Raw genomic sequence first — 21,085 nt, 5'->3', positions numbered from 1 at the left:
ATGTACCGCACCGCCATCGCATGACTCTGATTTGCTGGGGCCTTTCCAGACCAAGGAACGGTCCCGATGCACCCAATCCCAGATCGGCAATCTGCCAAGCTCCCCAAACCACCCTATGACGACATACATGACGCCAACTTCCACCCGCTCATAGCCGGCATCCCTGACTGGCTCGGCACCGCTTCGGCCGCCAGGCGCCAAGCCTTTGGGCGCCAGGCTCCTTTCCTGCCGCCAAAACTGAAGACGCAACCGGACGTCAGGCATCAAGCCCTCATGGCGCTGAACGCCACGCATTGGCGCGCGCAAAACGCTGTTGAGAAACGCCTTGAACAGCTGCAGGACGCCAGCGCCTTCGCCGAACCGCTGCTCAAGGCAGAGCTGAAGGAGAAATTCGATCTGGATGTAGATGTCAGGACCACGTTCGTGCGCCTTTATGTTCCCGCGAAGACGCCGTGGTTCCCAATCAAAACCGGGGCGCGCGCCTGGACGGTCTCGTTGCTGGATGCCGCACTGCACAACTTCGAACTCGCCGAGACCGAAGACGACGCCTACGAACCCGAGTCGACCTTCATCACCCAACCCGACGCCAGAGGACAGTTTGAAACCCTGCCCTCGCTCAAGGCCAGGCTGAGCATCGTGGCGTTCACCAAACTGTGCCGCGAGCTGGATATCGGCGCCCGATACCAGACCTACCTGCGGGAAGCCCTTGGCTCCACCCATCCCGTTGCAGCGGCGGTGCTGCGACACAAAATCGACGCGAGCCAGAAGGCCGCGATGCAGGCCGCGCTGCAATGGGCACGGATGAGCGGTGACATCAGCGAGGACTATTTCCTGCGGATCGAAGCACTGCTCGATGCAGCACCGGCTGCGCCAGGTGATCGGCCAGCATTGAAATGCCAGGACCTGTCGATGCTGGAAACGCCCCTGACCGGCATCGTCGTCTTTGCGCCCGAGTTGCTCGAGCCGCGAACGTCGGCGCGCGTTGTGGCCTACATACCGGATGACCCGGAGCATCCGGTCAAGGAGTATGCCTCGCCCGCCGAGATGTACACCGAACTGACGCGACAACTGCGCTCCAGTGATTACCAGAAATTCTTCAGCCGGTTCGTCAATCTCGAACAGCGCGGCGTGTTCTTCGCCACGCTGAACGCACGCCTGAGCGGGATGAAATGGCACGAACCGGTCGCCGGCAGCAGCGAGCCGCCCTGGCGCGAGACCCCACTTGAGCAGCCCAAACTGCAACTGACCGTCACGCCGATCAGCGCTCCACTGTGGCAGCACCTCTACCAGAGCAAGTTGAACAAGATCCTCAATGATGCGGCGATCATCGCAGTGCCCACGGCAACGGTTGATCAGAAAGTGCGCTGGGCGTTCTGGGACTCGGTCGTCAACATTGTCTCGACGATCCTGCAGACGGTCGCGTTCATCATCGCGCCATTCGTGCCCGGCCTCGGCGAACTGATGATGGCTTACATGGCTTATCAACTGCTCGACGAAGTGTTCGAGGGGATCATTGCCTGGGCGCAAGGCCGAACCACCGAAGCGTTCACCTACCTGATGGGCACCCTCGAATCACTGGTGCAGTTAGGCATTTTCGCCATCGGCGGGGCGATTGGCGCCGGTGAGTTCCGCAAAGTCCTGCCCACGGAAATCGTCGAGTTCATCGACCGCTTCAAACCTGTGCAAATGCCCGGCGGCCAGACCAAATACTGGGAGCCGAACCTGACCCGGTACGAGCACACAGCGTCTCCCGCGGCAAATTCCGCACCGAATGAACTGGGCCTGCACACACACGAGGGCCGTCAACTGCTGCCCCTTGATGACGCGCATTTTGCCGTGAGCGAAACACCCGATGCCGGTGAATACCGGATTGCCCACCCGACCCAGGCCGACGCCTATCAACCCTGGGTTCGCCATAACGGCGAAGGCGCCTGGCACAGCGAAATCGAACAACCGCTGACGTGGGACAGACCGACGGCGCTGCGCCGCATCGGCCATTCGGTCGAGTCGTTTTCAGCCGCCCAGCGAGAAACGATCCTGCAGGTCAGCGGCCTCGACGAAGAAGTGCTGCGCACCATGCACGTCGATCAGGAAACGGTTCCGCCGCTGCTGGCGGACAGCATCCAGCGCTTCAGGATCGATCAGGACCTGCAACGCTTTGCCGATGATTTACACAGCGAATCGCCCAAGGCGTATTTGCGCGCCGATCCTGTTTTGCAGTTACAACTGTTGACCGAACAGGGTCGTTGGCCGAAGAGCCAGCGCTTGCGCCTGCTCGACCTTGCGGGCGAACTCGTCTGGCAGTCGTCCAGCGATGAGCGCCTGCCGCTGACAACCCTTGGCCAAGGCAGCCTCAAGGACGGCGACCTGCTCAAGACCCTGCTCTCCTCCCTCGACGAGCAGCAAGCCAAGGCCCTGCTCGGCGAGTCGTTCGCCGGTCCGACGCTGGCGCTGGATGTGCGAAGCCAGAAGTTGAGACAGCAACTGGCAGAGATCGCCACACAGCAGCGAACTTCAATCTTCGAATCCCGCTACGACGCCCTTCAGCGCAATGACGATCCGCTGGCCAACCTGCTCGCACAACACGATTCAGGATTGCCCGCCAGCGTCACGCGCGAACTGCTCGGCACCGCGACCGGAGAAGAGCTGGTGCAAATCAGCGAAGGTCAGTTGCCCCCGCGCCAACAGGCGCTCATGCAACTGGCCAATCAGGAGCTGCGTGTCACCCGCGCTTACGAGGGGCTGGAGCTGGACTCGGTCAACAGTCCGGATACCGACACCCTGGCACTGCACAGCCTTAAACGTCTGCCCGGCTGGAGCGGTGAGGTGCGACTGGAGATTCGTGACGGGCATTACGAAGGACGATTAGTCGACAGCACCGGAAGCGTGGAGGCGCCCGTTCAAAAAGTCCTGGTGCGGCAAAGCGACGGCACTTATCAACCCTATGACGAGCGAGGTCAGGAACTGCATTCAGCGACCGATTTGTACTCCGGCATTCTCTACGCACTGCCCGATAGCGAACGCCAAAACCTGAGTATCCAGATCGGTCAGGGCGACAACCTCAAGGCAGCGATCCGCAAGCGGCCAATGGAGCGAAGCGAGTTGCGCCTCGCGATTTCTCCTGCGCCGATCCCGGAACCGACCGTGGACACGCTGCGGCTTGTGGGGCGCGGTGGCCGTGGTGGCGGCGCCGGGATTGATGCGGCTTATTCCTTCGGCGCGCCGGATGCCGCAGCAACGGATGTAGAACGGGTACGGGCGATTTTTCCGACCTTTACCCCTGAAGATGCACGGGCATTCGCAGCCCGGTTTCAGCATGATCGAGCCGGGCTGAGCAACGAACTGTCGCGCTTGCGGACGGAATTCAGCCGACTCAAGGATGACCTGCGGCGCTGGAAGAACGAGGCGCCTGTGAATGACCCGGACACCGGGGTAGCACTGACGGACATCCAGCGCCGGGCCGCCGCGCAGAACCGTGCGCTGTTCAAGAAAGCCGTAGAGGGTTGCTGGCGTAGAGAACCAGGAGGGGCCGACACCTACATGCTGCAGATTCTGGAGCCGGTGGCGGGAGAACTGCCGACGCTGCATGCCGATTTCAGCCATGTCACCATGCTGTCCTTCAAGGGCAGCGCCGGTACACGCGGTGTTGAGCGTTTTCTGCAGTATTTCCCGTCCCTGCGCTACCTCGACATGCATGACCTGAACGTGCCCGATTTACCGCAGAGCTTTGCCAATATGCTGAACTTGCAGCATCTGGCGCTGCGCAACTGCGGCATAAGGCTTTCGACCGCGGAGTCCGCTGGCTTCCCGCCCATGGAACAGCTTTCGATCCTTGATTTGCAAGACAACCCGCTGGGCGTGCCGCCCGACATCAGCACCCTGCCTGCGTTGCACTACCTCAACCTCGACAATACCGGCATCTCCACCACGCCCCCGGGATTGCTCGACCATCCAAACCTGTTTACCGGCAAGTTCGACGACAACCAGATCACTGAAATCCCCGAAGAGTTGCTGACGTCATCGCACTATTTGACCGGGCAACTGAGCTTTACCAACAACCCGCTATCCGCCGCCACTCGGGAGTCGGTCAAGACCCTCTTCAACCGAACGCAGAAAAATTTCGGGGTGACGATCGAGCAGGCGGATATTCATCGCACCACCGAACTGTTTCCAGCACTGAGCGCTGAGCAAGCGAATGACCTGCTCTACAAGTTGCCCGGCTCACTGGCCGAAGGCCGAAGCCAACTCGCCAACTGGGAGGCAGAGGTCACGCAATTACGCACTGATCTTGCTCAATGGAAAACCCGGATCCCGGAGCACTCGGCTTCCAGTGGCCAACGCTTGAATCACAACGAACAGGTAAGTGAGCATCTGGCGAGGGAGGACTTCGCCGAAAAAATGGAGCACTTCTGGCGCAACAGGTCGCCTCGCCAGCCCGGCGCCAGAGACAGCCATCTGGTGGCGACCCTCGAGTTCATGGGGGACATGCCCGTGCTCAGCGCAGACTTCAACCATGTGACCCGATTGACGTTTAACGGCAACAAGAGCATTACGGCGTTGTCATCGTTCCTGCAACGGTTCAAGAGTCTGACCATTCTGGAACTGCGTTTTTTTGATCTGGAGCCGGGTCTTCTGCCAACCCTCGACCTGCCCCGGCTCTGCGCACTGGAGCTCAAGAGCTGCGGCTTCGTACTCACGCCTGAAAACCAGGCAGCCTTGGTGAAGATGAATCAGATCGAGATCCTGGAGCTGAGCGACAACCCATTAGGCTCCCTGTTTGATTTGAATCTTTTGCCCATGCTCAGGAGCATCGATCTGTCCCTGACCGGTATCAACGAACTCCCGCCCAGGCTGCTCGATCTTCCCGAACTGCACATCGCGGTTCTGCGCGACAACTTCATCACGCAGTTGCCAGAAGCGCTGTTCAAGCTACCGCTGGACCATACACGAGGATTCGACTTTGCTCAGAACCCGCTTTCAACCGAATCGCGTAACCGGATAAAAACCTACTTCCGCAAGACCAGTCATGACTTCGAAGTGTCAGCAGACACCGCCGATGTCGAACTGGCCAGAGAGCTGTTTCCGTCACTCGACGCGCAGGATGCTAGCAACATGATCTACTCCCTGCCCGGCACCCTGGCAGAGGGCAGGATTCAATTGCAACACTGGCAAGCGGAGCGCGAAACCCTGAGGGCGGATCTCTCTGCGTGGACTACCCAAGGCTCGACGCATCACCCGGTGACCGGCGAAGCTCGCCCGCCCATGGATTTTCTCAATGACTTCCGGGCGCGAGAGGACTTTCGCGAGCAGATTTTACGACTCTGGGAAAGCCGCTCGGACGGCACCGACACGCGCAACGACTTCTTTGAAGCGAACCTGGCTTTTTCGGGAGATATGCCAAGGCTGACGGTCGACTTCAGTCACGTTTTGACGGTGGATTTCACCGGCAATCCGGGCATCACCGAAGTCGGCGGTTTTCTAGAGCTCTTCCCCTACGCGCAAGTGGTGGAAATGCGCGATTTCGCACTGGGTCAAATGCCAGACAACCTCACTCGCCTGAAAGAGCTCAGGGAGCTGTCGCTGATTAACTGCGGCATTACGCTGACCGCCGACGGGCAGAGCGTTCTGGAATCATTGAGTGAACTTGAGCTGCTTGATCTGCGCAACAACCCGCTGGGGGTCGCGCCTAACGTTGAGACAATGCCCCTGCTCAATGATCTTCGCCTTTCCAATACCGGTATTTACAGCTTGCCGGAAGGTCTCGCTGACCATCCCAACCTGCGCGATGTCAGGCTTGATGGCAACGGGATCGTCGATCTGCCCGACTCCTTTTTTGAGGTCGTTCCCGACCTTGCCGATGGCATCAACCTGGCGGGCAATCCGCTGTCTGCGACCAGTCGCAATCGAATCAAGGGGCATTACCACGCCCTCAACAATTTCGGAGTGCTCCCCGATACAGCCGATATCGCCAAAGCCAAGGTACTGTTTCCAGCACTGAAGTCCAAAGGCGCCGTCAACATGATCTATTCCCTGCCCGGCACGCTGGCGGCTGGCAGCGCTCAACTGCTGCGTTGGGAAGCCGAGATAGCGACGATGATCAGCGACCTCGCCGAGTGGGCCGAACGCATTCCCCCACGCGCCCCGAGCACGGGTCGTTTCATCGATGCGGTCGAAAGAGCCAACCAGCATTTTGCCCGGACGAATTTCAGTCGGGAGTTGCAGACTTTCTGGCGCAGCCGACATGTCGAAAAAACAGAACTACGCTCCAACATCTTCGCTGCCGAACTCAGGTTTATCGGCGACATGCCGACACTGACTGCTGATTTCAGTCACGTCGCCCAACTCTCTTTGCTGGGCAACGATGCGCTGACAGTGTCTGATGGCTTTCTGAGCGGCTTCAGCAGGCTACAGGCTTTGGAGCTGCGCACATTCGCTTTGGGGCGGATTCCCCCGGTGCTCAATCGAATGCCTACGCTCAGATCGCTGGTGCTGAGTAGTTGCGGCGTCATCTTCGATGCCGAGGGGCAAGCTGCGCTCTCTTCACTGTCGCGACTCAGGGCACTGGATCTTCACAACAACCCATTGGTCGAAGCGCCAGACGTCTCGGCGCTGACCGAAATGATATTTCTGGATCTCTCCAAAACCTCGATCGACCGTGTACCGCCCGGACTCTCCAGCCTGCCGCTTCTGGAGGACGTAATGCTCTCTGAGAACAACATCAGCGAACTGTCTGATGAACTGCTCAATCTCCCCGCCGACGTCGCCCAGATTATCGACTTGCATGACAACCCGATCTCGGCAGCTGCGCGGGAACGCATCAAAGTCTGCTACCAAACCAGCGGCTACACATTCAGCGTGCCGGTCGAAGCCACGGACAGGGAACTGGCCCTTACGCTTTACCCAAGTTTGACTGACAGCCAAATCAACGAACTTGTCTACAGTTTGCCCGGCACGCTAGCTGATGGTCATGCCGAACTGGTGCGCCGCACCACCGAGCTTGCCACGCTGACACACGAGCTCGATTTATGGGCCAAGGAGACACCGCTGGATCCGGCCAACCGCAGTCCACTGACGGGCAACGCTCTGAGAGAGGAACAGGCCAACAGACAGTCGCTCAAGCAAACCCTGGAAAACTGCTGGCGCCGGATCGTTGCACAGGGGCACAACGAATTCGAATTCAACTTCAACGTCCCTGTGAGGGGGGACCTGCCCACACCTACAGCAGACTTCGCGCATGTGCGCACTGTCTTCCTGTTGAACGGGTCTGGCGCGCCGTCGCGTCTCGGTGAGTTTCTGAAGCTGTTTCCTAACGCAGAGAAGCTGGCGATTCAGGGTTATCAGCTCAACGACATTGCAACAGTCGTGACGTCCATGGAAAAACTCACTGCATTGAGACTGTCGGGCTGCCACATCACGCTGACCCCGGCCAGCGTTGAGGTGCTGGCCACGAGGAGCAATCTCAACACGCTGATCCTAAGAGACAACCCGCTAGGCCTCACCCCTGAACTCGGCCGCCTGGAGCAGTTGTGCTGGCTGGATCTGAGCAACACCGGCATCAGCGAACCACCGCTCACGCTCCCCGTGCAGCGCCTGGAGTACGTCAATTTCTCCAACAATGCGATTGTCGAGTTACCGGAAAATTTCTGGAACGCCAGCACTACCGAGTTCGATTTCAGCGCTAATCCTCTATCCGCGCAAAGTGAGCAACGCGTGGAACGTTATCGACTCAGAAGAAATGCCGCACTGGCAGAGCGACAAACAGAGCGAGTTCCGACGCCGTCCGAGTCGACATCCATTTCCACAGAAACGGAAGGATCAGTCATGTCGATCGACTCATCCGAACTTTCAGAATGACCGGCGGCGGTTAACCGCGCTCTGACGGCACCGACGACAATTCAAACGGACTGCTGCTACGCCGCTGGTTGCGATCTTCCCGCGGCGTGGCACCGAAGAAATTGCGATAGGCGCTGGAGAAGTGCGGCCCCGAGGAGAAGCCACACGACAAGCCGATCTGGATGATCGACTTGCTGGTCTGCATCAACATTTGCCGGGCCTTGTTCAGGCGCAGTTCCAGGTAGTACTGGCTCGGCACGCGGTTGAGGTATTGCTTGAAGATCCGCTCAAGCTGCCGACGGGACACGCACACATGCTGGGCGATTTCGTCGGTGGTCAGCGGTTCTTCGATGTTGGCTTCCATCAGCAACACGGCTTGCGTGAGCTTTGGATGGCTGGAACCGAGGCGATTCTGCAATGGAATGCGCTGACGCTCGCCGCCCTCGCGGATGCGCTCGACCACCAGTTCTTCCGAAACGGCGCCGGCCAACTCTGCACCGTGATCACGGGCCAGCAATGCCAGCAGCAGATCAAGCACGGACATGCCGCCGCACGCGGTCAGGCGATCACGATCCCAATCGAACAGATGGCTGGTAGCGATGACCTTCGGAAAGCGCTCGGCGAAATCGTCCTGCCAACGCCAGTGCACCGCCGCGCGGTAACCGTCGAGCAAACCCATTTGCGCCAACGGGTACACACCGGCGGACAAACCACCGATCACACAACCGGCACGCACCAGTTGCTTGAGCGCACTGCTGAGTGCCGGGGCCAGGGTAGTCGGCGGCTCATCGGCGACCAAAAACAGTTTCTGGAAGTTTTCCAGCTTGCCGGCCCACGGTTCGCCGGGTAATTGCCAGGCGCCGTCGCTCGGCGGCTCTGCCTGCAAGAACGACAGTTCGTAGACCACGTCCGGATGCACACGCTGAGCAACACGCAAGGCCTCCTCCGCCAGCGCCAGCGTCAACGCTTTAGTGCTGGGCCAAATCAGGAAACCAATTCGATGGGCAGTCATGGGTGAGCGATCCGAAACGAACAACGGTGATGAAGGCATGGGCCAATGCTAGCCCGTAAATGAACGTAAATCGCAAAACCGGCGCAGATCCATTGTGGGAGCTGGCTTGCCAGCGATGGCGGTGTATCTGCACCAGATATGCCAACTGGCCCACCGCTATCGCTGGCAAGCCAGCTCCCACAGGAATTGTAGCCAGCCTTCAGGCTGCGAAGCATGCACTATTCCGGTGCATATCGGCAGCCCCGTTTACTTGAGGCTACCCGACAGGAATTGCTGCAGACGTTCCGATTGCGGATTGACCAGCACTTCGCGTGGGTTACCGCTCTCTTCAACAACACCTTTGTGCAGGAACACCAACTGGTTCGACACTTCACGGGCAAAGCCCATTTCGTGGGTTACGACAACCATGGTGCGGCCTTCCTGAGCCAGCGCCTGCATCACCTTCAAGACGTCGCCGACCAGTTCCGGATCGAGTGCCGACGTCGGTTCGTCGAACAGCATCACTTCCGGTTCCATCGCCAGCGCTCGGGCAATCGCCACACGCTGCTGCTCGCCACCGGACATGTGCCCCGGGAACGCGTCCTTGCGATGCGCCACGCCAACCTTGTTCAGGTAGTGCTCGGCTTTCTCGCGGGCTTCGGCCTTGGAGACGCCGAGCACGTGCACCGGCGCTTCCATGATGTTTTCCAGCGCGGTCATGTGCGACCACAGGTTGAAATGCTGGAACACCATCGACAGGCGCGAACGCATGCGTTGCAGCTGTTTCGGATCAGCGGCTTTGAGCGCGCCGTCCTTGTTGGCGACCAGTTTCAGCTCTTCGTTGTTGAGCAGAATTTTGCCCGCGTGCGGCTGCTCGAGCAGGTTGATGCAGCGCAGGAAAGTACTTTTGCCGGAGCCACTGGAGCCGATGATGCTGATCACATCGCCGGCTGCCGCTTTCAGGGAAACCCCCTTGAGCACTTCGTGACTGCCATAGCGTTTATGCAGGTCTTGGACTTCAAGTTTGTACATGCGGTCGGTTCTCACAAAAACAGTCAGTCAGTCGTTGAGCAAGCGCCCGTGACGCAGCGCTTCGCGCCCCGCCACCTTGGCCAGCCAGAAACCGGGTTGGGCATAGCGCAGCCGTTCAATGGCAAACAGCACCCCGGACGTACCAGCACACACCGTGCTGACCCGATCGGACACAGGGTCGATCACTTCAAAAATCTCGTCACCGGCTTCAACCCACTCGCCGGGTTTACGCAGAAAACTCACCACGCCCGGGTGGGGCGCGAACAGCAATTGCGTGCCTTCAAACGGCATGCCTTCGCACGCTTCGTGCGCCGCATTCGGCCACTCGCCGGTAATCAAACCTTGCTCGGCGAGGAACGCCAGAATGCCTTCAGCATACGCCTGGGCTTCAGCGCGGCCAGTGTCGGCCTGACCGCCCAGCTCGATGGTCGTCGCCAGGCACGCCAATGGAATCTGCGCATCGGGGAACTGCCGCGACAGACGCAACCACGGCAGCGAACACGCTTCGTCGAAGGAGCTGCCGCCAGAATCTTCCGCCAGCAACCCGACTTTCACATTCAGATGCGCCGCCAGCGAACGCCACTGCGGCCAGTGCTGCGGCAGCGCGTACATGTGCAGCGCGGCTTCGGCGTCGCAGTGCAAGTCGAGCACCACATCAGCGTTGCAGGCGTGGCTGAGCAAGACGCGTTGCATGCCTTGCAACTGGCTGCTCGCCGCAGGCAACGCCGCCAGATGATCAGCCATCGCCTGACGGATCAGGCGAACGTTGGCGTGTGGATCATCACCGAGGCTGTCGGCCAAAGCAGCCGCAACCGGCGCGCTCAGCTCAACGAAATCACGGTTGAAGTTCTTGCCACTGCCCGCCTCGAAACGGCCCTGGTGATTGCCTTGCAGCAATTGCCCCAGGCCCAGCGGATTGGCCACCGGGACCAACTCGATCACGCCGTTGAGCAAGCCTTTTGCTTCGAGTTCGCCAAGGCGCTTTTTCAGCTCCCAGGCGGTGCGCATGCCCGGCAATTCGTCAGCGTGCAGGCTGGCCTGAATGTAGGCCTTGCGCTCGCCGCCGCCGAAACGGAACACCGAAATCTTGCGCTCGCTGCCCAGATGGCTCCACGGTAATACGTGATCGATGCGTTCCATATCAGTGCTTCCGCGGGGCCAGGTAGCTCAGCCAGCGGCGCTCGGCCAGCTTGAACAGCTTCACCAGAATGAAGGTCAGGCACAGGTAGAACACGCCAGCGGTGATGTACGCCTCGAACGGCAGATAGAACTGCGCGTTGACGGTACGGGCCGCACCGGTAATGTCGATCAGGGTCACGATGGACGCCAGACTGGTGGTCTGCAGCATCATGATCACTTCGTTGCTGTACTGCGGCAGCGCCCGGCGCAGGGCCGACGGCAACAGGATGCGTTTGTACAGCTTGAAGCGCGACATGCCCATGGCCTTGGCCGCTTCGATCTCACCGTTCGGCGTGGCCTTGAGGCTGCCGGCAATGATTTCAGCGGTGTAGGCGCTGGTGTTGACCGCGAACGCCAGGCACGCGCAGAACGTCGCGCTGGACAGCCATGGCCAGAGGAAGCTTTCACGTACTGCCTCGAACTGCGCCAGACCGTAGTAGATCAAAAACAGCTGAACCAGCATCGGCGTGCCGCGAATCACGTAGGTGTACAGCCACGCGGCGCCGTTGACGACCGGGTTCTTCGAGACGCGCATCAGGCCCAGTGGCAACGCCGCCAGCAAACCGAAAAACAGCGAAAACGCAAGCAATTTGAGGGTGGTCACCAAGCCGCCGAAGTACAGCGGCAGAGCCTCCCAGATGACGTTGTAGTCGAAGATCATAGATCAGCCGCCCTTACGCCTACCGAGTAGCGCTTCTCAAGTTGACGCAGTATCAGCAACGAAACGCTGGTGATGACCAGGTACATCGCCGCCACTGCAAGGAAGAAGGTGAAAGGCTCGCGGGTAGCATCAGCCGCCTGCTTGGCCTTGAACATCATGTCTTGCAGACCGACCACGGAAATCAGCGCGGTGGCCTTGGTCAGTACCAGCCAGTTGTTGGTGAAGCCCGGAATCGCCAGACGAATCATCTGCGGCACCATCACCCGGAAGAACACCTGAAAACTGCTCATGCCGTACGCCATGCCTGCCTCGGCCTGGCCTTTGGGAATGGCCATGAACGCACCACGGAAAGTTTCCGACAGGTACGCACCGAAGATGAAACCGAGGGTGCCGATACCGGCGGCCAGCGGATTCAAATCGATGTAATCGTCATAGCCCAGCATCGGCGCGACGCGGTTGAGCAAGTCCTGACCACCGTAGAAGATCAGCAGGATCAGCACCAGATCGGGAATGCCGCGGATCACCGTGGAATACAGATCGCCCAGCCAGGCCAGCCAGCGCACCGGCGACAGGCGCAACGCGACACCGATCAGCCCGAGAACGATGGCCAGGGCCATGGAAGACAAGGCGAGCTGAAGCGTCAGCCATGCGCCATCGAGGATGACAGCCCCGTAGCCTTTCAACATGATTCAGGTCCTCGAAAGTTGGGATGAAAAAATGGCGCAAACCTCAGAGATCCTGTTGCTTGCGCCATTTCGGACTTGTCGCAGAGACGTATTACTTGCCGTAGATATCGAAGGCGAAGTACTTGTCCTGGATTGCTTTGTATTTGCCGTTTTCACGGATAGCCGTGATAGCGGTGTTGATCTTGTCTTTCAGGGCGTCGCCCTTGCGCACTGCGATGCCTACGCCGTCGCCGAAGTATTTGACGTCGGTGAATGCCGGGCCAACGAAGGCGAAACCTTTGCCAGCATCGGTTTTCAGGAAGCCGTCATCCAGCAGGGTCGCGTCAGCCACGGTGCCGTCGAGGCGACCGGCGGCCACGTCCAGATAGATTTCGTTCTGCGAACCGTACGGCTTGATCTCGGCACCCAGTGGGGCCAGGACTTCGCGGGCAAAACGCTCGTGGATCGAACCACGTTGCACGCCGATGTTCTTGCCCTTGAGCTCAGCCAGACCTTCGCTGACCTGAGTGCCGGCCTTCATGACCAGGCGGGCCGGAGTGTTGTAGTACTTGTTGGTGAAGTCCACAGACTTCTTGCGATCTTCAGTGATCGACATGGACGACAGGATCGCGTCGATCTTGCGCACTTTCAGTGCCGGGATCAGACCGTCGAATTCTTGCTCGACCCACACGCACTTGACCTGCATCTGCTCGCACAGGGCGTTGCCGATGTCGTAGTCGAAACCGACGATGTTGCCGTCCGGCGACTTCGACGCGAACGGAGGGTAAGCCGCTTCGATACCGATTTTCAGAGGTTTTTCATCTGCGAAGGAATTCAGCGACAGCACGGACAGTGCCAGGGCGCCAAGCAGCACAAGTTTCTTCATCTTGGGACTCCATCGGTAAAGGGCAAAAACGGCAGAGTGAGCGACAGCCCAATATGCGAATGGGTGAATCGAGAAATCGGTTGCTGCATCGGTGGGAAATTTCCCATTGAAACCGTCGCAGGTTTCAACGTCAGCCACGATGAGCGGGTGATCGGCATTCTAACGACAGGCCCGAAGCCGATATTTCTTCAATGCGACAACTAATTACAGATGCACAGAGAAACCCGCTTGAGCACATTGACAGCCCCGCATTTTCATGCAAGAGCGAACGATTGTGAACCGATCTATACTGCAAATTGCGGGCCTATTATTCGCAAACCCTTCTAATCCGGCAAGCGCAGCGTTATGTCTTATTTTTCACTGGAGGGTTTGAGGCTCTAAAACGGGGCGATGCGTTTCCCAATGCCCCGGTTTGGCGCCAGCGGTTACATATTCGGTTACGTGGATCTGGCCCGGTAACAGTGGGAAATGTCTTACGGCGCAGATCGATAATTATTGGTTGGGTGGGTTTGCGGACTGACAGCTGACTACCCCGGCGTCTGACAAATTGCCTTCGCGAGCAGGCTCGCTCCCACAGGGATCTGCATTTTGTCTGAAGGTACTCGGTCAAACTGTGGGAGCGAGCCTGCTCGCGAAGGGGCCAGTCCAACCACCACAAAACCTCCAGACACAAAAAAGCCCCGCCCGGCATACACCGGACAGGGCTTTCTTCTCTTCAGACCTGCTACTTATGCAACATTCATGGTCTTGTGCGTATCAATCAAATGCTGCACCACACCCGGATCAGCCAGGGTCGAAATATCGCCCAACCCGTCATATTCCGCCGTAGCAATCTTGCGCAGAATCCGGCGCATGATCTTGCCCGAACGCGTCTTCGGCAAGCCCGGCGCCCACTGGATCACGTCCGGCGAAGCGATCGGCCCGATCTCCTTGCGCACCCAGTTTTTCAATTCCAGACGCAGTTGCTCACTTGGCTCTTCACCGCCAATCAACGTGACATAGACATAAATGCCCTGCCCCTTGATGTCGTGCGGCACACCGACCACCGCTGCTTCAGCGACTTTCGGGTGGGCAACCATGGCGCTTTCGATCTCGGCTGTGCCCATGCGGTGGCCAGACACGTTGAGCACGTCGTCGACACGCCCGGTGATCCAGTAGTAACCATCGGCATCACGACGTGCGCCGTCACCGGTGAAGTACATGCCACGGAAGGTCTTGAAGTAGGTGTCGACGAAGCGGTCATGGTCGCCATACAGCGTACGCGCCTGACCCGGCCACGAATCGAGAATCACCAGATTGCCTTCGGCCTCGCCCTCGATAATGTTGCCAAGGTTGTCGACCAGCGCCGGCACCACACCAAAGAACGGACGCGCTGCCGAACCCGGCTTCAGCGCATGCGCCCCCGGCAACGGGCTCATCATGTTGCCGCCCGTTTCGGTCTGCCACCAGGTATCAACGATCGGGCAACGCGACTTGCCGACATTCTTGTAGTACCAGTCCCAGGCTTCCGGGTTGATCGGCTCGCCCACCGAACCCAGCAGACGCAGGCTGCTGCCATCAGCGCCTTCAACGGCTGCCTGACCCGACGCCATCATCGCGCGGATCGCGGTCGGTGCGGTGTAGAGGATGTTGACCTTGTGCTTGTCGACGATCTTCGCCACACGGGTGATGTCCGGATAGTTCGGCACGCCTTCGAACAGCAACGTGGTCGCGCCATTGGCCAGCGGGCCGTAGACGATGTAGCTGTGGCCAGTGACCCAGCCGACGTCGGCGGTGCACCAGTAAACTTCGCCCGGGCGATAGTCGAACACGCGCTCGTGGGTCATCGCCGCGTACAGCAAGTAACCGCCAGTGGTGTGTTGCACGCCCTTCGGCTTGCCGGTCGAGCCGGAGGTATAAAGGATGAACAGCGCTTCTTCAGCACCCATCTCTTTCGGCGCGCAAACGGTGCCCGCCACTTTCATCAGGTCTTCGTACCAGATGTCGCGATGCTGGTTCCACTTGATGTCGCCGCCGGTGCGCTTGCACACGATGACTTTCTGGATGCTGCTGGTTTCCGGATTGGTCAGTGCGTCGTCGACGTTGGCCTTAAGCGGGATTTTCTTGCCGGCACGGATGCCTTCGTCGGCGGTGATCACCACTTTCGATTTGCAGTCGATGATGCGACCGGCCAGCGCTTCCGGCGAGAAACCGCCGAACACGACCGAGTGAATCGCGCCGATCCGGGTGCAGGCCAGCATGGCGACCACGGCTTCGGGAATCATCGGCATGTAAATGGTCACCACGTCGCCGCGGTGTACGTCCTGGCCACGCAGGGCGTTGGCGAGCTTGCACACTTGTTCGTGCAGTTCGCGGTAAGTGATGTTGCGGCTTTCGGAAGGATCGTCACCTTCCCAAATGATCGCGACTTGATCGCCGCGCTCGGCCAGATGACGGTCGAGGCAGTTGTAGGAAACGTTCAAGGTGCCATCGGCAAACCACTTGATGTCGACATGGTGATCGTCGAACGACGTCTGCTTCACCGTGGTGAAAGGTTTGATCCAGTCGAGACGCTTGGCCTGCTCGCGCCAGAAACCGTCAGGGTTGACGACCGACTGCTGGTACATGGCTTTGTAGGTCGCCTCGTCAGTCAGCGTGTTAGCCAGAACCTCGGGACGAACGGGATACAGAGAAGCCGCACTCATCTTTCCTACCTCGGTGTAATAGTTGTTTTTGTATGACCCTGTTGTAACGGGGCCGGGCCCATAGAACCATTCGACGATGGTAGTAACAAGCCCCTACAAAACATGGCGATACCAAGCCAAACCCCTCACCCTCGATCCGCACACCCCCTTCCTGTAGGAGCTGCCGCAGGCTGCGATCTTTTGATCTTGCTCCTGAAGACAACATCAAAAGATCGCAGCCTGCGGCAGCTCCTACAGGGGAATCGCGGTGGCTTTCAGCGATTGTTACCAAATCTGCCAAAAGTGTTTATCAAAACCCGCTCTGTTTACCCCCGCCCTACCTCCCTAAAATTCACCTCGCCAACACGGCAAACGCGATTAACAACGTTACAGCCCCCACGAAGGCCGTTAATCCAGCTCTCAAGCAATAACTGCAAACGATGAAGTTCCACACGCAACCCCAAAAAGGTTGCGTGACCCCACTCGACCTCAAAAAGGTAACTTTGAAATGAAAGCTTTATTGGTTCTGGCCCTCAGCAGTCTGTGCGTAACCGCCATGGCAGACGAGGTCCCGACTGATGTCGCACAGCAACAACCGATCATCGAGGAATACACCTACTCGACCCACCTGGACATCGCCAATGTTGTATCCATGAGCGAGATTCCAAATGTCTGCGAAGTGGTACCGGCGAAAATGGAGTACGACGACTCCAAAGGCCAGCGCCACATCCTGCGCTATAGCGTGATGGGCAACGGCTGTACCAATTGATGATTGAGACTGCACCGAATTGAACCGCTCTGCGCAACATTGAGGGTCGATTCCAGCCCGACTTCGGTCGGGCTCAGTTGTGTCTGAAGTCGTTCAAAAGGGTTGCAAAACACTAGATGTAGTGAAAACCGCGATTTTTTGTACGTTTTTTGATCAAATCCACAACTGCGATATTTTTCCAAAAAAAAATCTTTCCCCGGCAAAGCCCTGTAAACCCTCACTCTCCTCGAAAAACCATCCTCCTCGACCGCTCCATGTGCGGATTCGCCTCAGCACAGCCGTGTTTTTTTCCCTATAATGCCGCCCTAATCGGGACAGCAATATTCCCTTACAGGGATGAAAAGCCAGTCTGAAGCCCCGCAGCAGCGTCCAACGCTGATTGCGCCCGTCAGAGGCTCTCGGAACCCCGAACAAAATTCTGTTTTATTGCCTGCCTTAGCTGCTGCAAAAAACGATTCCTTTAGATCCAACGCGGTCTGTATGGCCGTGTGAAAAACCAACCATCAGGTTTCACACGGGCGACAGGCCCTCACGCAGGAGACGACACGTCATGCTGAGCTGGGACGAATTCGACAAAGAAGACAGTGAAGTAGCAGCAGTGAAAGGCGCCAACGCCGGCCACGCTACCGAAGCCAACATGGACCGCCTCGACAGCGCCGGCGGTGCCGCCGCCCTCGAAGCACGCGCCGTAACGGCCAGTGACTCGGCTGCCGTGGCCCGCGCCAAGGCTGCACTGAACTCCCTCGACGTCGCCGAAGGCCTCGCCGAACTCGAAGGCGCCTCCGCCCGCGTCGCCGTTGACGAAAAGCGCATGATCAACTGCCGCGCCGACCTCAACCAACTCGTGCCATTCAAGTACGACTGGGCCTGGCAGAAGTATCTGGACGGTTGCGCAAACCACTGGATGCCGCAAGAAGTCAACATGACCGCCGACATCGCCCTCTGGAAAAACCCGGAAGGCCTGACCGACGACGAGCGCCGCATCGTGATGCGCAACCTCGGCTTCTTCTCCACCGCCGACTCCCTGGTTGCCAACAACCTGGTGCTGGCCGTGTACCGCCTGATCACCAACCCGGAATGCCGCCAGTACATCCTGCGCCAGGCGTTCGAAGAGGCGATCCACACCCACGCCTACCAGTACTGCATCGAATCGCTGGCCATGGATGAAGGCGAGATCTTCAACATGTACCACGAGATCCCATCGGTCGCGAAAAAAGCCACCTGGGGCCTGAAATACACCCGTTCGATCTCCGATCCGAAGTTCGAAACCGGCACCGTCGAAACTGACAAAGAGCTGCTGCGCAACCTGATCGCCTACTACTGCGTGCTGGAAGGCATCTTCTTCTACTGCGGCTTCACCCAGATCCTCTCCATGGGCCGCCGCAACAAAATGACCGGCGTCGCCGAGCAGTTCCAGTACATCCTGCGCGACGAATCCATGCACCTGAACTTCGGCATCGACGTGATCAACCAGATCAAAATCGAAAACCCACACCTGTGGGATGCCGAAATGAAGGAAGAAGCGACCCAGATGATCCTGCAGGGTACGCAGCTGGAGATCGAATACGCCCGTGACACCATGCCACGCGGCGTACTTGGCATGAACGCGGCGATGATGGAGGACTACCTGAAGTTCATCGCTAACCGTCGTTTGTCGCAGATTGGTTTGAAAGAAGAGTACCCAGGGACGACTAACCCGTTCCCTTGGATGAGCGAGATTATGGACTTGAAGAAAGAGAAGAATTTCTTTGAGACTCGGGTTATTGAGTATCAGACTGGTGGTGCGTTGAGCTGGGACTAAATTTTTTTTCGATATGTTCGAACAGTAGTCATTAGAAAGCCCCGCAATCGCGGGGCTTTTTTCGAATGAAAGGGAGAAATGCAATATGGAAAGCAACACACCCGGATACTTCGAATTAGCACTCTCTTTCGTAGACAAGAATATCTGGCCACTGATCATATTAGTCATTGTCATAATTACAAGAAAAAGCGTGGCAAGCGCTCTTGAACGGCTGATTAAATTAAATTTCTCATTTGCCGGTGCCACAGGAGCAATGGAAGCTGCATCACCTGTAATTATAATTGAGGAGCCTCGCCAACCTCATACTGATACTAAAGAAACGATAGAGCGCCCTCAAGAACAACCTTCACAAGATAAACCTAAAGAAGAAGCAGATTTTTGGGTGACTAGGCTATTCGACGCGTTTGAGGCCAACGACCAAAAACTAGCCAAGCAAATATTCGAAGACAATCAGCACAACGAAGCTGATGAAGAAAAACAACATGACAACGAAGCTCTTTACCTATACGTATGTTTCATCAAAGGAAAAGATCAACAAGCGTTGGAAAAACTTGAAAAGATCTACAATCTCAGCACTTCAGATACTGCAATAAAGAACATTTCATTATGGCTCTCATTGATATACAACGAAACGAACGACCCAAAAAGAGACAAAGAACTCATTGAGAATGCCATCAGCCGCATTAAAAGTGAATCCGCAATAACAGAGCTCACTCTAAAACTCGCGCTTGCGCATAAAAATCTTGGCAACATCAATACAGGCCTAAAAACCCTTGAAGACAGACTGTTAGTAGTCCACTCAGACGAACAAAAGTCATCCATATATGAATCGATCGCCAGCTTACTAAAAGAGCAGGGCAACTTTAGCGCCCAAGCAATTGCATTAGAAAAGTCAGTCGAATATGCTCCCGGCAATAGAGAGCGTTTGTTCGATGCTGCCTACGTACAAAGCAATAACGACCTCAACGGTCTCGCTATAAAAAACTATTCAACGTTACTGAATTTAGACCCTCAGCATTCGGTAGCACTCAATAATATTGGAGTCAGCGCCGGAGCTCTCAATATACGAGGAAAACAAATAGAGTTTTTCAAGCGCTCACGAGACTGTGGCTCTACCCTAGCCATGTCCAATCTCGCAAATATTTATCTTGAGAATGGTCTGTACGATGAGGCACAGCAAATTCTTGATGAGGCGAGAAAATCAGACGATCCACATGAAAACATCGGAACATCCCTATTTACTCTCAAAACCAAAACAATCCATGACAACGAAACATGGGCAACCACTATCAAAGAAGCAGAGGAACTCCAAAGAAATATAAGACTTTATGGTGAGGCCTGCTTTGAGCCTCACACCAGTGCCATCTGGAGCGGGAACTGGAGAACTGAAAAAGGCGAACAAGTAATTTTTACTATTGAGAATGAAAAAATCTCAGCAGAATGGACAACTACCGAGCTTCGCTTTAGCCAAACCCAGAATTTTCTATGCAAACTTTCTGGAACGTTACAGAATCGCAGCGCAAAATTTACTTACACAAAAAATATGACCCCTGCAAAACCATCTTCTTTACTTGGATTATCAGGCAATGAAAGTACATCTTTCCTCGCCTACATATCCACAGAAAACGCCTCCCTCGTTTTTTTCTCAGCAACAGAGACTAGCAAAACAAAAATTGTATTAAATAAAAATTAAAATCCCGATTCGGAAATATATCCCCCCAAAAAAATACACACGCGCACACGACCTCAAAGCCAAAAAAATAGCTCTTTACCATAAAGAGCTATTTCAAAACCAACATATCTCCCCCCTACATCTTAGAAATAAATTTCCTACACCGCCTGTAGCTATTGCCGCATTGTCACCCTTGAGAAATCATCTAAACTTTAAAATAGGTGCCTAAGAAACACCCAACGTAGAAAGCTTGGTCAGTTACACAGACGCACATGCCGTCGGTGGAGCTGCCAAGCTCGTTGGGATTTCTTAAGTCCACTCTACGTTGGGGTCAGGCCCTCCAAAAATCTAAACGTAGAGGTAATGGATATGCCCGATCCTTTTTCTGTAACAGTCTTCTCACGTCACAACCTCGCTCTACATGCCCTTCTGCTCGAAAACCAACCCTGGTTCTGCGCTCGTGATGTGGGTCGTTTGATGGGTATCCATCTATGCGAACGCATGGTCAATAAGCTAGACAAGGATCAACGTCGCGTTTTGTGGATTGAGTATTTTCGGCAACCCGAAAAGCAACTGATGCTCAGCGAGTCTGGTGTGTATGCTCTGCTGGTGTATCACTACGTTCCGGGAAACCGGTTGTTGCGGGAGTGGTTGACTCTACAAGTGGTGCCGGCCCTACGCGATGCAGAACACTTAGGACATTCAGAACGGCCGATGTTGAGCTTGTTGGATTGGCCGGAGATGTCGTTGAGCCTGCTGCATTGGCAGGACGAAGGCTGGATTCGGCTGCGGGATATGCCTTATCTGTTGAGCGATCAGACACCACGAAAAGCGATGGCGACGAAGCCTTGGTGGCGGAGGGTCGCTCAGGCGTTTCAGGCGTCGAAGCATTCGATGGGTTGAGCGATGCTCTTGTAGGATCGGACGCGAGAT

Annotated in this window: 12 protein-coding genes; 5 read left to right on the top strand and 7 right to left on the bottom strand. The window is 56.8% G+C overall.

The window, feature by feature from the left end; translation table 11 throughout:
* Positions 1 to 66 precede the first annotated feature (66 nt).
* Entirely contained in the window at positions 67 to 7,854 is a 7,788-nt protein-coding gene (locus AB4P92_RS23440) for a dermonecrotic toxin domain-containing protein (RefSeq protein ID WP_395598234.1), read from the top strand.
* Positions 7,855 to 7,864: 10 nt separating this feature from the next.
* On the opposite strand, the gene argR is transcribed toward AB4P92_RS23440, so the two are convergent.
* The 7 genes from argR to acs form a co-directional block, all read right to left on the bottom strand.
* The gene (argR, locus tag AB4P92_RS23435; RefSeq protein WP_042560546.1) at positions 7,865 to 8,845 is read right to left on the bottom strand and encodes a transcriptional regulator ArgR; all 981 of its coding nucleotides are present in this window, start codon (positions 8,843 to 8,845) and stop codon (positions 7,865 to 7,867) included.
* A 246-nt stretch (positions 8,846 to 9,091) separates the two neighbouring features.
* Positions 9,092 to 9,856, bottom strand: a complete 765-nt coding sequence (locus AB4P92_RS23430) for an ABC transporter ATP-binding protein (protein ID WP_003227281.1) — start codon at positions 9,854 to 9,856, stop codon at positions 9,092 to 9,094.
* Between the two features lie 27 nt (positions 9,857 to 9,883).
* Positions 9,884 to 10,996 carry a M14 family metallopeptidase gene (locus AB4P92_RS23425; protein ID WP_115146177.1) on the bottom strand — a complete coding sequence of 371 codons (1,113 nt, stop codon included), beginning with the start codon at positions 10,994 to 10,996 and terminating at the stop codon, positions 9,884 to 9,886.
* Position 10,997: 1 nt separating this feature from the next.
* Positions 10,998 to 11,696, bottom strand: a complete 699-nt coding sequence (locus AB4P92_RS23420) for an ABC transporter permease (RefSeq protein WP_042560548.1) — start codon at positions 11,694 to 11,696, stop codon at positions 10,998 to 11,000.
* A complete protein-coding gene (locus tag AB4P92_RS23415; RefSeq protein ID WP_007912702.1) occupies positions 11,693 to 12,382 on the bottom strand; it encodes an ABC transporter permease in 690 nt (229 codons plus the stop codon). Before AB4P92_RS23415 ends, AB4P92_RS23420 begins: the two co-directional genes overlap by 4 nt.
* A gap of 91 nt (positions 12,383 to 12,473) precedes the next feature.
* The gene (locus AB4P92_RS23410) at positions 12,474 to 13,247 is read right to left on the bottom strand and encodes an ABC transporter substrate-binding protein (protein WP_042560549.1); all 774 of its coding nucleotides are present in this window, start codon (positions 13,245 to 13,247) and stop codon (positions 12,474 to 12,476) included.
* A 728-nt stretch (positions 13,248 to 13,975) separates the two neighbouring features.
* Positions 13,976 to 15,931 (bottom strand): acetate--CoA ligase, encoded by a 1,956-nt coding sequence (acs, locus tag AB4P92_RS23405; protein WP_115146176.1) that lies wholly within the window; start codon positions 15,929 to 15,931, stop codon positions 13,976 to 13,978.
* Between the two features lie 487 nt (positions 15,932 to 16,418).
* On the opposite strand from acs, the gene AB4P92_RS23400 reads away from it, so the two are divergent.
* From AB4P92_RS23400 to AB4P92_RS23385, 4 genes are all read left to right on the top strand, one after another.
* A complete protein-coding gene (locus AB4P92_RS23400) occupies positions 16,419 to 16,679 on the top strand; it encodes a DUF2790 domain-containing protein (protein ID WP_042560551.1) in 261 nt (86 codons plus the stop codon).
* A 550-nt stretch (positions 16,680 to 17,229) separates the two neighbouring features.
* Positions 17,230 to 18,480, top strand: coding sequence for a ribonucleotide-diphosphate reductase subunit beta (locus AB4P92_RS23395; RefSeq protein WP_395598233.1), 1,251 nt, complete (start codon positions 17,230 to 17,232; stop codon positions 18,478 to 18,480).
* Between the two features lie 85 nt (positions 18,481 to 18,565).
* Entirely contained in the window at positions 18,566 to 20,173 is a 1,608-nt protein-coding gene (locus AB4P92_RS23390; RefSeq protein ID WP_395598232.1) for a hypothetical protein, read from the top strand.
* 348 nt (positions 20,174 to 20,521) lie between these two features.
* Complete coding sequence (locus tag AB4P92_RS23385; protein WP_395599693.1) at positions 20,522 to 21,055, top strand: Bro-N domain-containing protein; 534 nt, start codon at positions 20,522 to 20,524, stop codon at positions 21,053 to 21,055.
* Positions 21,056 to 21,085 lie beyond the last annotated feature (30 nt).

Origin of the sequence: Pseudomonas sp. A0308, assembly GCF_044218815.1 — a bacterium.
GTDB lineage: Bacteria > Pseudomonadota > Gammaproteobacteria > Pseudomonadales > Pseudomonadaceae > Aquipseudomonas > Aquipseudomonas iridis.
The sequence above is the reverse complement of the archived record's forward strand: the minus strand, read 5'-3'. Positions and strand labels throughout refer to the sequence as shown.

Coding starts and splice junctions, on each gene's coding strand:
- AB4P92_RS23440 (WP_395598234.1), top strand. CDS start 67: ATGCACCCAATCCCAGATCGGCAATCTGCCAAGCTCCCCAAACCACCC.
- argR (WP_042560546.1), bottom strand. CDS start 8,845: ATGACTGCCCATCGAATTGGTTTCCTGATTTGGCCCAGCACTAAAGCG.
- AB4P92_RS23430 (WP_003227281.1), bottom strand. CDS start 9,856: ATGTACAAACTTGAAGTCCAAGACCTGCATAAACGCTATGGCAGTCAC.
- AB4P92_RS23425 (WP_115146177.1), bottom strand. CDS start 10,996: ATGGAACGCATCGATCACGTATTACCGTGGAGCCATCTGGGCAGCGAG.
- AB4P92_RS23420 (WP_042560548.1), bottom strand. CDS start 11,696: ATGATCTTCGACTACAACGTCATCTGGGAGGCTCTGCCGCTGTACTTC.
- AB4P92_RS23415 (WP_007912702.1), bottom strand. CDS start 12,382: ATGTTGAAAGGCTACGGGGCTGTCATCCTCGATGGCGCATGGCTGACG.
- AB4P92_RS23410 (WP_042560549.1), bottom strand. CDS start 13,247: ATGAAGAAACTTGTGCTGCTTGGCGCCCTGGCACTGTCCGTGCTGTCG.
- acs (WP_115146176.1), bottom strand. CDS start 15,931: ATGAGTGCGGCTTCTCTGTATCCCGTTCGTCCCGAGGTTCTGGCTAAC.
- AB4P92_RS23400 (WP_042560551.1), top strand. CDS start 16,419: ATGAAAGCTTTATTGGTTCTGGCCCTCAGCAGTCTGTGCGTAACCGCC.
- AB4P92_RS23395 (WP_395598233.1), top strand. CDS start 17,230: ATGCTGAGCTGGGACGAATTCGACAAAGAAGACAGTGAAGTAGCAGCA.
- AB4P92_RS23390 (WP_395598232.1), top strand. CDS start 18,566: ATGGAAAGCAACACACCCGGATACTTCGAATTAGCACTCTCTTTCGTA.
- AB4P92_RS23385 (WP_395599693.1), top strand. CDS start 20,522: ATGCCCGATCCTTTTTCTGTAACAGTCTTCTCACGTCACAACCTCGCT.